The sequence below is a fragment of the Streptomyces sp. NPDC031426 genome, assembly GCF_055581585.1.
This window is the reverse complement of the sequence record NZ_JBVIJE010000003.1, coordinates 99,544-111,539: the sequence shown is the minus strand read 5'-3', so window position 1 is coordinate 111,539 and position 11,996 is coordinate 99,544. Positions and strand designations below refer to the sequence as shown.

At 72.8% G+C, this 11,996-nt stretch carries 12 protein-coding genes and 1 pseudogene; 5 read left to right on the top strand and 8 right to left on the bottom strand.

The genetic code is table 11. The features are described 5' to 3' along the window. The first annotated feature begins 103 nt into the window (after positions 1-103). Entirely contained in the window at positions 104-769 is a 666-nt protein-coding gene (locus tag ACZ5NH_RS05975; RefSeq protein WP_388627069.1) for a TetR/AcrR family transcriptional regulator, read from the top strand. A 197-nt stretch (positions 770-966) separates the two neighbouring features. After that, positions 967-2,325, top strand: a complete 1,359-nt coding sequence (locus ACZ5NH_RS05970) for an MFS transporter (RefSeq protein WP_468773168.1) — start codon at positions 967-969, stop codon at positions 2,323-2,325. Positions 2,326-2,378: 53 nt separating this feature from the next. Here ACZ5NH_RS05970 and ACZ5NH_RS05965 read toward each other — a convergent pair whose 3' ends face one another. Together ACZ5NH_RS05965 and ACZ5NH_RS05960 are read right to left on the bottom strand one after the other, a co-directional pair. Next, positions 2,379-2,720 carry a VOC family protein gene (locus ACZ5NH_RS05965; protein WP_388627072.1) on the bottom strand — a complete coding sequence of 114 codons (342 nt, stop codon included), beginning with the start codon at positions 2,718-2,720 and terminating at the stop codon, positions 2,379-2,381. A gap of 98 nt (positions 2,721-2,818) precedes the next feature. Continuing rightward, the gene (locus tag ACZ5NH_RS05960) at positions 2,819-3,415 is read right to left on the bottom strand and encodes a TetR/AcrR family transcriptional regulator (protein WP_468773167.1); all 597 of its coding nucleotides are present in this window, start codon (positions 3,413-3,415) and stop codon (positions 2,819-2,821) included. Here ACZ5NH_RS05960 and ACZ5NH_RS05955 point away from each other — a divergent pair. Next, on the top strand, positions 3,327-4,397 hold the full coding sequence (locus ACZ5NH_RS05955) for an NAD(P)-dependent oxidoreductase (protein ID WP_468773166.1): 1,071 nt from the start codon (positions 3,327-3,329) through the stop codon (positions 4,395-4,397). The two genes, ACZ5NH_RS05960 and ACZ5NH_RS05955, sit on opposite strands and share 89 nt — an antisense overlap. 16 nt (positions 4,398-4,413) lie before the next feature. Here the strand turns inward: ACZ5NH_RS05955 and ACZ5NH_RS05950 are convergent, their stop codons facing one another. After that, positions 4,414-4,863, bottom strand: a complete 450-nt coding sequence (locus tag ACZ5NH_RS05950; protein ID WP_468773165.1) for a PPOX class F420-dependent oxidoreductase — start codon at positions 4,861-4,863, stop codon at positions 4,414-4,416. A gap of 175 nt (positions 4,864-5,038) precedes the next feature. Here ACZ5NH_RS05950 and ACZ5NH_RS05945 point away from each other — a divergent pair, with 175 nt between their 5' ends. Further along, the gene (locus ACZ5NH_RS05945) at positions 5,039-6,262 is read left to right on the top strand and encodes a serine hydrolase domain-containing protein (RefSeq protein WP_468773164.1); all 1,224 of its coding nucleotides are present in this window, start codon (positions 5,039-5,041) and stop codon (positions 6,260-6,262) included. A gap of 57 nt (positions 6,263-6,319) precedes the next feature. Here the strand turns inward: ACZ5NH_RS05945 and ribA are convergent, their stop codons facing one another. Beyond that, the gene (gene ribA, locus ACZ5NH_RS05940; RefSeq protein ID WP_388627081.1) at positions 6,320-6,991 is read right to left on the bottom strand and encodes a GTP cyclohydrolase II; all 672 of its coding nucleotides are present in this window, start codon (positions 6,989-6,991) and stop codon (positions 6,320-6,322) included. A gap of 38 nt (positions 6,992-7,029) precedes the next feature. Between ribA and ACZ5NH_RS05935 the strand changes: the two genes are divergently transcribed. After that, positions 7,030-7,818: a creatininase family protein gene (locus ACZ5NH_RS05935; RefSeq protein ID WP_468773163.1), complete on the top strand. Its 789-nt coding sequence runs from the start codon at positions 7,030-7,032 to the stop codon at positions 7,816-7,818. Positions 7,819-8,087: 269 nt separating this feature from the next. Here ACZ5NH_RS05935 and ACZ5NH_RS05930 read toward each other — a convergent pair. The 4 genes and pseudogenes from ACZ5NH_RS05930 to ACZ5NH_RS05915 all read right to left on the bottom strand — a co-directional run. Continuing rightward, a pseudogene (locus ACZ5NH_RS05930) lies at positions 8,088-9,149 on the bottom strand (lysylphosphatidylglycerol synthase transmembrane domain-containing protein); the annotation flags it as partial. A gap of 26 nt (positions 9,150-9,175) precedes the next feature. Then, positions 9,176-10,165 carry a class I SAM-dependent methyltransferase gene (locus tag ACZ5NH_RS05925; protein WP_468773506.1) on the bottom strand — a complete coding sequence of 330 codons (990 nt, stop codon included), beginning with the start codon at positions 10,163-10,165 and terminating at the stop codon, positions 9,176-9,178. A 248-nt stretch (positions 10,166-10,413) separates the two neighbouring features. Beyond that, positions 10,414-11,601: a glycosyltransferase family 4 protein gene (locus tag ACZ5NH_RS05920; RefSeq protein ID WP_468773162.1), complete on the bottom strand. Its 1,188-nt coding sequence runs from the start codon at positions 11,599-11,601 to the stop codon at positions 10,414-10,416. After that, complete coding sequence (locus ACZ5NH_RS05915) at positions 11,598-11,996, bottom strand: 6-pyruvoyl trahydropterin synthase family protein (protein ID WP_388627085.1); 399 nt, start codon at positions 11,994-11,996, stop codon at positions 11,598-11,600. Before ACZ5NH_RS05915 ends, ACZ5NH_RS05920 begins: the two co-directional genes overlap by 4 nt.

The following is an 11,996-nucleotide window of genomic DNA, read 5'->3' as shown; positions in this document are numbered from 1 at the left end:
GTCGTGAGGAAGACCTCGGCGACGGTCGGGGGTCCTGCTTCTACAATCACCGGCACGCACAGCGAGCGTGCCGCCCAGGCGTACACCGGCCCGAAGGACAGCGATGACCAGCGTCGAAGAACCCGTACGACCCGGGGGACGGGTGCGCGACGCGGCCCGCACCCAGGCCGAGATCCTGGATGTGGCCACGCAGGAGTTCGCGCGGGCCGGCTACGACGGGGCCAGGGTCGACGAGATAGCGGCCCGCACCCGCACCACCAAGCGGATGATCTACTACTACTTCGGCGGCAAGGAACAGCTGTTCACGGCCGTGCTGGAGCGGGCGTACGGGGTGATCCGCGAGGCCGAGCAGCAGCTGGACGTCGAGCATCTGGACCCCGTCGCCGCGATCCGCCGCCTGGCCGAGCTGACCTTCGACCACCATGAACGGCACCCGGACTTCATCCGCCTGGTCAGCATCGAGAACATCCACGGCGCCGAGCACATCGCGGCCTCCGCGAAGCTCGGGCGGATCGGCTCCCCGGCCCTGGAGGTGATCCGCCGGATCCTCACCGCGGGGCAGGAGTCGGGGCTGTTCACGGCCGACGTGGACGCGGTCGACCTGCACGCGATGATCAGCTCTTTCTGCTTCTTCCGGGTCGCCAACCGGCATACCTTCGGCGCCCTGTTCGGCCGGGACCTGGTGGACCCGGCCCAGCGGGAGCGCTACCGGACCATGCTCGGCGACATGGTGATCGCCTACCTGACGGCGGAGCGCGCGGCCGGCTGACCCGGCGGGCGCGCGTCGCCGTACGGACTGCCCCCAGGACTCTTGACAGCGGGGAAACACGGGCGCAACATCCCACCCACCACGACTAACTATCCAGTGGGTTAATTAGCAGCCGAGATCCGGCACTCGCCCGCTCCCTCCCCTCGTCGCTCACCCCGCCCTTCCCTAGGGTGGAGTTTCCCCGAAGGAGCACCGCCGTGTCCGTCGCCACCCCCGCGCCCGCCGCCGAGGCCCCACCGGGCCAGCCCTGGAAGGCGGCGACGGCCGCCTGGATCGGCAGCGCGCTGGAGTACTACGACTTCTTCGTGTACGGCAGCGCCGCAGCACTGATCTTCCCGAAGGTGTTCTTCGACTCCTCCGACCGGGCGACGGCGACCCTGTTGTCGCTCGCCACCTTCGGCGTCGCCTACGCCACCCGGCCGCTCGGCGCACTGGTCCTCGGGCACGTCGGCGACCGGCTCGGCCGCAAGAAGATCATGGTCTTCACACTGATCCTGATGGGCCTGTCGACCTTCCTGATCGGCTGTCTGCCCACCCGCGCCCAGGCCGGCTCGCTCGCCCCGGTGCTGCTCGTGCTCTGCCGCGTGCTGCAGGGCATATCGGCGGCCGGAGAGCAGGCGAGCGCGAGTTCGATGAGCCTGGAGCACGCGCCTCCGGGCCGGCGCGGGTTCTTCACCAGCTTCACGCTCAGCGGCACCCAGGGCGGTCAGCTCATCGCCACGCTGGTCTTCATCCCCGTCTCCAGGCTCCCCGAGGACCAGTTGCTCTCCTGGGGCTGGCGGGTGCCGTTCTGGCTGAGCGTGGCGGTCGCCGTCGCCGGTTACGTCATCCGGCGCCGGCTGCGCGAGACCCCGGCCTTCACCCGGCAGGCGGCGGCCAAGGGCGTGGTCCGGCTGCCGCTCGCGGTGCTGATGCGCGAGCACTGGGCGGATGTGCTCCGGGTGATCGCGGGCGCGCTCATCGCCTCGGTCAGCACGATCTTCACGGTGTGGGCGCTGGCGTACGCCACCAGTGACGCGGTCGGCATGTCCCGCACGTTCATGCTGTGGGTGGGCGCCCTGGCCAACCTCTTCGCGCTGGCCGCGATCCCGCTGTGGGCCACGCTGTCGGACCGGATCGGGCGCCGGCCGGTGTTCCTGATCGGCGCGGTGGGCAGCGCGGCCTCGATGGCCGGCTATCTGTGGGCGATCTCCACGGGCTCCCGCCCGCTGACCCTGCTCCTCGGGATCGTCGCCTTCGGTCTCGTCTACAGCGCCGCGAACGGTGTGTGGCCCGCCTTCTACGGCGAGATGTTCGCGACCCGGGTACGGCTGTCGGGCATGGCCATCGGCACGCAGATCGGCTTCGCGGTCGCCGGGTTCGCGGTCACCTTCGCCGCCGGGATCGCCGGTCCGGGCGGCGACGACTGGTCGGCGGTGGCCCTGTTCACGGCCGCGCTGTGCCTCCCGCCGGCCCTGGCCGCACTCACCGCCCGCGAGACGCACAGGGTCCCGACGGAACTGCTCGGCGAACGCCCGGGCCGGGAGGCGCAGCGGGCGGAACGGGTGACTGCCTGAGACCGGCCCGGTCCGAGGTGCGCCCGGTGCGTCCACGGCCGGGGACCGTCCGCTCAGGGTGTCGGGTGGCGCGGCTCGTACAGGGCGAGTTCGCCGCCGCCCGGCAGGCGCAGGGCGGTCACCCGGCCCCAGCGGGCCTCCTCCACCGGCCGGGTGAACTCCACTCCCCGCTCGGCGAGTTCACGCTGCGTTTCATCGAGGTCGTCGCACATCAGCATCAGCTCGTGCGCGGGCTCGCCGTCGGTGGGGTGACAGGCCACCTCGGTGGGCGGCGCCCGGAAGATCAGCCATCCGTGGCCCGCGTCGACGTGCGCCCACCCGAGGGTGTCGCGCAGGAAGACTCGGTCCGCCTCCGCGTCCCGGCTGTAGAGCACCACATGTGCACCGTTGATCACGGGCGGAGGGTAGTGCGCCGAGGAGGGCCGGACAAGCACCGGGCGACCCGCGAACCGCCGTTGTCGCCGACAAGCTCCGGCCGGTGGCCCCCGTGGCGTCACCCCGGCGGGCCCACCGCCGAGTCGAGCAGCGGCCCGAGTTCCCGTACCGCCGTGGTCAAGGGCCCTGTGTCCTGTTCGGCGCGGGCCATCAGGATCGCGCCCTCCAGGGTGCTGATCATCAGCGTGGCCAGGGATTCGGCGCGGGCCGCGGGGACGCCCATGCCGGTCAGGGCCTCGGCGAGCGGAGTCCGCCAGGTGGTGAACGCTGCGGCCACGGCCTCACGGGTCGAGCCGCCGGCCGAGGCACAGTCGACGGTGGCCGCGGCGACCGGGCAACCGGCCGCGAAACCGTGCGCCGCGTACTCGTCGGTCCACTGCGCGACCATCGCCGCGAACACACCGCTCGGCGTCGGCTCCTCCAGCCCCGCGAGGAAGCGCGCGATGCGCTTGCCCGCATACCGGCCTGCCCAGCCGACCGCCTCGTTGACCAGCTGTTCCTTCCCGCCCGGGAAGTAGTGCTGGAGCGAGCCGCGCGGTGCGCCGGCGTGCGCGGCGACCTCCCGCATGCCGGTCGCGGCGACACCGTCACGCCGGATGAGCTGGGCCGCGCTGAAGACCATCCGCTCCCGCGGCCCGTGTCGCGTCTCGCTCATCGTCGACCTCCAGATCCTCGCCTCCCCACTCTATGACCGGCGTCATAACGGCCGCTACTATGACCGCGGTCATAGTCGGCTGCCGCAGCGAAGGACGGTCCCCGTGGACGTCGGTTTCATCGGTCTCGGAGTGATGGGCCGGCCCATGGCTCAGCGCCTGGTGTCCGCCGGCACCCCCCTGGTGGTCTGGAACCGGACCCCGGAACGCACCGCACCCCTGCGCGCGGCCGGCGCCACGGTCGCCGCGGACGCCGACGAGGTGTTCGCCCGGGTGGACGTGGTGCTGCTGATGCTCGCCGACGAGGCCGCCGTCGACACGGTCCTCGGCCGGGGCACGCCCGCGCTGGCGGCCCGGGTCACCGGGCGCACGGTCGTCCACATGGGCACCACCTCCCCCGAGTACTCCCACGCCCTGGAGACGGACATCCGGGCCGCCGGCGGCCGCTATGTCGAGGCACCCGTCTCCGGATCACGGGTACCGGCGGAGGAGGGGCAGCTGGTGGCGATGCTCGCCGGGGAAGCGGACGCCGTGGACGCCGTACGGCCGCTGCTCGCGCCGATGTGCCGGGAGACGTTCGTGTGCGGCCCGGCGCCGAGCGCGCTGCTGATGAAGCTGTCGGTGAACCTGTTCCTGATCACCCAGGTGACCGGGCTGACCGAGGCGTTCCACTTCGCCGAGCGTCAGGGCCTGGACCGGCGGCTGTTCCTGGACGTCCTCGACGCGGGCCCCATGGCCAGCGACGTCTCCCGGATGAAGGCGCCGAAGCTGTTCGACCGGGACTTCGCGGTGCAGGCGGCCGCGCTGGACGTCCTGAAGAACAACCGGCTCATCGCCGAGGCGGCCCGCAAGGCACACCTGGCCTCACCGCTCCTCGACGTGTGCCACACCCTGTTCGAGGAGACGGTGGCCCAGGGGTACGGCGGCGAGGACATGGTCGCCGTACTGCGAGCGATCGAGACACGGACCGCCGGGGCGTCGTAGCCGGAGCCGGGGCGGGTCAGCGCTTCGGGATACCGTACGCCCGCTCGACGTGCAGCCGCACCACCAGGCGGCGGTCGCGGACCATCGCGGCCCGGTAATCGTCCCAGTCCGGATGCTCGCCCTGCACGTCCCGGTACAGGCGGATCAGTTCCTCGACGGTGTCGTCGTGCGGGTCCTGGGCGACCGGGGAGAGTTCGGCCGTGCCCTCGGCGACGGTGAACGCCCAGCGGTCGGCGCTGGTGACGTGGTAGGAGGCGCGGGGGTCGCGGCGCAGATTGCGCGCTTTCGCGCGGTCGTCGGTGACGGAGATCCGGATGACGCGCTCGTCGGGGTAGTAGGCGTGGTTGACGTTGGACAGCTGGGGGCGGCCGTCGCGTTTGAGGGTGACCAGGACGCCGGCGTCGCCTTCGGCGAGCAGTTCGAGCAGCGCGTCCTGCGTGGGGGCCGAGGTGGAGTCTTCGCTCATGACACGGTCAACTCGACGGAGCGGGCCACGCATTCCCGCGACCGCCCTGCGTCGCGTCGATCACAAACACCGCTGATGAACGGGTCCATGGTGGGGTTCCTGGGCGACGATGAGCAGCGGATGCGTCACGGCGGGCAGCCGGGTGCATCGCGTTGCAGGCGACGGGAGGAGAGCGATGGCACGGCTGCGGCAGGAAGTCGACCCGGGCGAGGCCGGGCTGGACGTCAAGGCGCTGGACCGCCTGGACCGGCAGATCGCGCACTACGTCGACGAGGGGCGGCTGCCCGGCTTTCTGGTGGCCCTCTCGCGCGGCGGCCGGGTAGCCCACCTCAGCACGTACGGCCGCCGCGATGTCGCGGCCGGGCTGCCGGTCGAGGCGGACACGCTGTGGCGGATCTACTCCATGACCAAGCCGGTCACCGCGGTCGCGGTACTGCTGCTGGTGGAGGAGGGCACGCTGCACCTGGACGACCCGCTGGAACGCCATCTGCCGGTGTTCGCCAACCCCTGTGTGTACGACGGCGGTTCGGGCGCCGACATGCGCACCCGCCCGGCCGCCGGCCCGATCCTGATCCGGCATCTGCTCACCCACACCGCCGGCCTGACCTTCGGTTTCTACTACAAGCACCCCGTCGACGCGCTCTACCGGGAATCCGGCCTGGAGTACTCGGTGCCGCCCGGCGCCGATCTGGCGGAGACGGTCGAGGTGTACGCGCGGATGCCGTTGCAGTTCGACCCGGGTACGCAGTGGAACTACTCGGTCGCCTCGAACGTGCTGGGCCGGGTCGTCGAGGTGGTGTCCGGGCAGCCCCTGGACGCGTTCTTCACCGAACGGATCCTCGGCCCACTCGGCATGGCCGACACCGGTTTCCACATCGAACCCGAACAGGCGGATCGGCTCGCCGAGTTGTACGTGGAGACCGAACAGGGCGGCATCGAGCCGGTGCCGGGGCTGCCGGTGCGCGGACGGCCGAGGTTCCTGTCCGGCAGCGGGGGACTGGTCTCGTCGGCGTACGACTTCCACCGGTTCATGGAGATGTTGCGCCGGGGCGGTGAACTGGACGGCGTACGGCTGCTGTCGGCGGACAGCGTCGGCATGATGACCCGCAACCAGCTGCCCGGCGACGCGGCGTTGCGCTCCTTCGGCGCCCCGGCTCACCAGGAGCCCGGCAACGACGGGCTCGGCTTCGGCTTCAACGTCTCGGTGGTGACCGACCCGTCCCGCACCCTGGCCCCTTCCAGCCTCGGCACGTACGGCTGGACCGGTGCCGCCACGACCGCGTTCTGGGTCGATCCGGGCCATGAGCTGACGGTCCAGTTCATGACGCAGGTACGCCCGAAGACGCTGAAGATCTTCCCGGAGCTGCGGCGGCTGGTGCACGAGGCGCTGATGGACTGACCGCGGGGGGCGCCCGCCGCCCGTGGGGGGAGGCGGCGGACGCCGGAGCGGCCGGCTTCAGGAGCCGTGGGCGACGGCGTCCAGATGGGGCAGGATGTGGTCCAGCCGCTCCCGCTTGGTGCGCAGATACGTGATGTTGCTCTCGCACGGCTCGATCAGCAGCGGCACCTGCTCCGCGACCTGGATGCCGTGCCGGACCAGCGCCTCCCGCTTGCGCGGGTTGTTGGACATCAGGCGTACCGAGCGCACCCCGAGGTCGTGCAGGATCTGAGCCGCGATGCCGTAGTCGCGGGCGTCGACGGGCAGGCCGAGCGCGAGGTTCGCCTCCACGGTGTCCAGGCCCTCCGCCTGGAGGGCCATGGCGCGCAGCTTGGCGAGCAGTCCGATGCCGCGGCCCTCGTGGCCCCTCAAGTAGACGACGATCCCGCTGCCTTCGGCGACGACGGCACGCAGCGCGGCCTCCAGCTGGTCACCGCACTCGCAGTGCCGGGAGCCGAACGCGTCGCCGGTCAGGCATTCGGAGTGCAGCCGGGTCAGCACGTTCTCGGCGCCGATGTCCCCGTACACCAGGGCCACTTGCTCGTCACCGCGGTCGTGGTCCAGGTAGCCGATCGCCTGGAATTTCCCGTACACGGTGGGCAGCGGTGCATTCACGACGCGTTCCGCGCCCGAACGCCGCGGGGACTTCTTGCCGAGTACGCCCATGTTGACGCCGGAGTTTTCTGTCATGATCTGATTCCTAAGCAGAGACGAAAGGCCGTGAAACGATGAGTGGTTCGGGCGCGCGTGCGGCGGCAGGTGGGGAGACAAACAGCGTGGCGTACGGTGTGTTGCCGACGGACACCACCGAAGAGGTACGGACGCGGGGGGCGGGCGTTTCAGCACAGGTCGCCGTCCTTCCCGTGGGCAGTTTCGAACAGCACGGTCCGTTCCTTCCGCTGGCGACCGACACGCTCGTCGCCTGCGCCGTGGCGCGGGAGATCGCCGCCGCGTACCCGGTGCACCTCCTTCCGCCGGTGACGGTCTCCTGCTCGCACGAGCACGCGGACTGGCCGGGGACCGTCAGCATCTCCGCCGTGACCCTCCATGCGGTGGTCTCGGACATCGCGGCGTCGCTGCGCCGCTCGGGCGTCGACGCGCTCGTCGTGGTCAACGGGCACGGCGGCAACTACGTGCTCGGCAACGTCGTCCAGGAGGCCTTCGCGCGCGGTGAGCGGATGGCGTTGTTCCCGGCCGCCGAGGACTGGGAGTCGGCCCGGGAACGGGCGGGGGTGCGCACCTCGCTGCTCACCGACATGCACGCTGGGGAAATCGAGACCTCGATTCTTCTGCACGCTCATCCCGAATTCGTCCGCCCTGGTTACGAGTCCGCCGATTTCACCGCTGACGACCGTCGTCATCTGCTCACAGTGGGAATGTCCGCCTATACCGAATCGGGCGTCATCGGCCGTCCTTCCCTGGGGTCGGCGGAAAAGGGGAAGGAACTGCTGGCGAGCCTGGCGGAATCCTTCGAGTCGTATTTCGCATTGCTCACGTCCGGGGCGCGGCGCGGGTAGTCCTTCGCGGACCCGGTGCCCGGTCCGGGCGCGGGGTGCTGCGCGGGCCGTGGATCGTCGGGCGCGGAGACCGGGTCGGGGTCCGTCGGTTCGGGCGCGGCCTTGTCCATCTTGGCGGGGTCCGTCTTGGCGGGATCGGTCGTGGCGGGGTCCGCCGTGGCGGAGTCGGCGCGCAGGCCGGCGTACCAGCGCACGGCGAGGACGACGGCGCCGGGCAGGCTCGCCACGAAGCTCAGCACGCCGTACACGACGGCGACGGCGACTCCGGTGCTCGCACCGAGCCCCGCGGCGCCGAACGCCCAGGCGGTGACGCCCTCGCGGGGCCCGAAGCCACCGACGTTCAGCGGCAGCCCCATGGCGACCAGGGCGAGGACCGCGAGCGGCAGCAGCTGCACGACGGACGCGGCGGAGCCGGCGACCCGGGCCGCCACGACGAACATCGCCACGTGCCCGGCCAGGACGACGGCCGAGGACAGCGCGACACCCGGCCCGCCCCGGCGGGAGAACAGACCCTGGCGCGCCTCGCCGAAGGCGGTGCGCAGACCACCGGCCCGGCGGGCGGACGCGTGGTTCATCCGCACGGCCAGGACGACGGCGAGCGCGCCGGCCAACCCGAGGGCGACCAGCGGAGCGAAGTCGCGGGCCTCGGCGCGCACCGGCGACGGCAGCGTCGGCAGCACCGCCACGGCGAGCACGGCCAGCGCGAGCTGCCCGGCGACGCGTTCCAGTACGACGGCCTTCACCCCGCGCCGCAGGTCACCGGCGCTCTGTCCGTGCCGGACCGCCCGGTGCACATCGCCCAGGATCCCGCCGGGCAGCGTCGCGTTCAGGAACAGCGCCCGGTAGTAGTCGGCGACGGCGGGGCCGAGCGGCAGCCGGATGCGCAGACCTCGGGCCACCAACTGCCAGCGCCAGGCGCTGAGCACGGTGGTCACCACGCCGATGCCCAGCGCGGCCAGCACCGTCACCGTGTCGATCCGCCGCAGCCCGTCGACGAGCACGCCCGTACCCAGCCGCCACAACAGGGCCCCGAGGATGACCGCACCGGCAGCGGTGCCGAAGTGCGTCCGCAGCGCACGGAAGCGCGGGCGCCGGGGGGCGGGGGCCTGCGGAGGTTGCGAGGGCTCGGGGGTGGATTCAGCGGCCGGCGGTACCAAGAGCGAGGACGACGACGGCTCCGGGTGCGAGGACGGTCGTTCAGCCTGCGCCGTGCCCCCACGCGGCACGCGCGCGTGGATCGTGCCGGCGCCGTACACGCACACATCCGCCGGACCGCCGTCCTGCACGCGCGCGTGGCCCCTTCCCGGATCGTGCACGCGTGCGTGCGCCATGCCGGAGGGCGTCACCGGCCGCGAACTCATGACGCGCCGCCCGTCGGCCGGGGCAGGGCCAGCAGGTCGCTGTGGTGGACCACGACCCGCAGCTCACCGGCCGTGCAGGCGGCGAGCCGGTCCCGCAGATACCGCTCGGCGCGGTCGTGCAGTTCGGGCCGTTGTTCCACAGCCGCGCCCACCCAGCCGCGCAGCCACTGCTCGGTGAGCGCCGCCTGCTCGGGGCCGAGCCGCCAAGGGCTCGGGTGCACGCGTACGGCGGCCCCGCGTGCGGCGAACGCCTCGCAGGCCACGGTGACCGCGTCCGGGCCGAGCAGCCCGGCGCGTCGCTGATGGGCGTTGAACGCCTCGGCGATCTCCGTGTCCAGCGGGTCGGCCGGGGTGAGTTCGACGCGTCCGGCGACCGACAGGGTGAGCAGCGCGGGGCAGCCGGCCCCGGCGCAGGCGTCGACGAGGGTGCCGATCTCCTCGCGGGTGAGCACGTCGAGCAGCGCGGAGGCGGTGACCAGCGCGGCCCCGGCCAGCGCGTCCGGCGTCAGCCGGGCGACGTCACCGCGCCGGGTCTCGACGGTGACGCTGCTGCCGTCGGCGGCGGAGTGCGGGGAGCCCACGGCGGCGAAGTGCAGCAGGTAGGGGTCGCGGTCGTGCAGCACCCAGTGCTGGGCGCCGTCCAGGCGGGGCGCGAGCCAGCGCCCCATGGAGCCGGTGCCGCAGCCCAGGTCGTGCACGGCGAGCGCGCCGGTGCGGCCCGGCGGGTTCGCGAACCGGATCCGCAAGGGGTCCAGCAGGTCCTGTGCGCGGGCGGCCGCGTCGGCCCCTTCCCGCAACCTGAGCCATTCGGGCGCGTACCGGGGCGGTTCCTCGGGTTCACCGTGCCGCAGCCGTACGGTGGCCCGTTCACCGGGCCGGCCTACGGGCCCGGCCCCGGCGACGACCGAGGCATCCGCAGCGCGCTCCCCGTCGTCGGCAGCGCCGTCGAACCGCCCGGCACCGCCCGCCGCCGTCCCGCGCGTCACGGGGCTCCTTCCGGACACCACCTCTCGACCCGGGGCCGCAGTACCGTTCGCCGCCCCGAGGGCGCCGCCCTCCTCCCCCGTACCGGACGCCTCCGAAGCCGTCGGGCCGCCCGGGACCCCAAGCTCCTCGTGACCGGCCTCGCGTACCGGGTTCCGCTCGTCCTCGGCCCTGCGCACCGGACCCACCTCCCTCGGTCCGGCCTGGGCCGGGATCGACGCCATGCCGTTCGTCGTGGTCTCCTGCGCGGTCATGCCGCCCTCCTCGGAGCTTCGGGGAGCCGTGCGAGGACTCCGGCCAGGCTGCGGGCGGTCGCGGCCCAGCCGTCGAGCGCGGCGCGGCGGCCGCGGGCGGCGGACTTGAGCCTGCGGCGTACGTCGGGCTCGCCGAACCAGCCGCGCAGTTCGGTGGCGAGCGCGCCAGGGTCCTCCGGCGGGACGAGGATGCCGGGCACCCCGCCGTCGGGGGCGCGGCCGACGGCCTCCGGCAGGCCGCCCACGTCGGTGGCGAGCACCGGGATGCCGCGGGCCAGGGCCTCGGTGACCGCCATGCCGTAGGTCTCGGCGTAGGAGGTGAGGACCATCAGGTCGGCGGCGGCGTAGGTGGCGTCGAGGTCGGCGCCGGAGCGCGGGCCGGTCAGGTGCAGCCGGTCGGCGAGGCCGTAACCGGCGATCGTCTCGCGCAACTGTGCGACGTACGCGCGATCGTGGCCGAGTCCGCCGACCAGCTCGCAGGTCCACGGCAGGTCCCGTACCGCCGCGAGGGCCTCCACGAGCCGGTGCTGGCCCTTGCGCGGGGTGACGGCGGCCACGCACAGCAGCCGGGAGACGCCGTCGGTGCCGGGCGCGAGGGGCGCGATGTCGGCGCCGGGCGCGGCGACATGCACCCGTTCGGGGGCCAGTCCGTGATGGGAGACGAGCCGCCGTACGGCCCAGTCGCTGGTGGCGACGACGGCGGGCGCGGCGCGCAGCACGGCGCGCTCGCGGGCGTCGAGGTCGGCGGCGACGGCCGGGTCGAGGCCCGTCTCGTCGCCCAGCGGGAGGTGGACGAGCACGGCGAGGCGCAGCCGGTCGGCGTGCGGGGTGACGACCTCCGGGACGCCGCAGGCGACGATCCCGTCCAGCAGCACCACCGCGTCGTCCGGCAGGTCCCCCAGGATGCGGGCGAGGTGGTCGCGGGCGGCCTGGTCGGGGCGCGGCCAAGAGCCGGGCGCGGCGTGCCGGGTGACCTGCCAGCCGAAGCCGGGCAGGTCCAGGCAGACCCGGCGGTCGTAGGCGTTGCCGCCGCTCGGCGCGGCCGGGTCGTCGATGCCGCCCGGCAGGACGAAGTGCACGGTGCGCAGGGACATGGGGATGATTCCGGCCTTCTCGACGGCAGCGGCTGTGAGCTGCGCCGGGACGTAGGACAGCCGTGACCGCTCCGTGGTCGCCCCGGTCACAGGCCACGCTCGTAACTCGCCCAGGCGATGTGCGACTCGTGCAGGGTGACGGAGATGCCCGCGAGGCCCTTGGCGCCCTCGCCGAGCGCGCCCTTGTGGACGCGTTCGGCGAGCCGGTCTGCGATGACCTTGGCGAGGAACTCCGTGGAGGTGTTGACGCCGGCGAAGTCGGGCTCGTCGTCGAGGTTGCGGTAGTTCAGCTCGGCGGTGATGAGGCGCAGTTCCTGCGTGGCCAGGCCGATGTCGACCACGATGTTGTCCTCGTCCAGCTGCTCGCGGCGGAAGGTGGCGTCCACGAGGAACGTGGCGCCGTGCAGGCGCTGGGCGGGCCCGAACACCTCGCCGCGGAAGCTGTGGGCGATCATGATGTGATCGCGGACGGTGATGCTGAACAA

Excerpts from the sequence above, each read along its gene's own strand:
- ACZ5NH_RS05935 (WP_468773163.1), top strand. The coding sequence starts at position 7,030 with ATGAGTGGTTCGGGCGCGCGTGCGGCGGCAGGTGGGGAGACAAACAGC.
- ACZ5NH_RS05955 (WP_468773166.1), top strand. The coding sequence starts at position 3,327 with ATGCCGGTCGCGGCGACACCGTCACGCCGGATGAGCTGGGCCGCGCTG.
- ribA (WP_388627081.1), bottom strand. The coding sequence starts at position 6,991 with ATGACAGAAAACTCCGGCGTCAACATGGGCGTACTCGGCAAGAAGTCC.
- ACZ5NH_RS05945 (WP_468773164.1), top strand. The coding sequence starts at position 5,039 with ATGGCACGGCTGCGGCAGGAAGTCGACCCGGGCGAGGCCGGGCTGGAC.
- ACZ5NH_RS05950 (WP_468773165.1), bottom strand. The coding sequence starts at position 4,863 with ATGAGCGAAGACTCCACCTCGGCCCCCACGCAGGACGCGCTGCTCGAA.
- ACZ5NH_RS05975 (WP_388627069.1), top strand. The coding sequence starts at position 104 with ATGACCAGCGTCGAAGAACCCGTACGACCCGGGGGACGGGTGCGCGAC.
- ACZ5NH_RS05960 (WP_468773167.1), bottom strand. The coding sequence starts at position 3,415 with ATGAGCGAGACGCGACACGGGCCGCGGGAGCGGATGGTCTTCAGCGCG.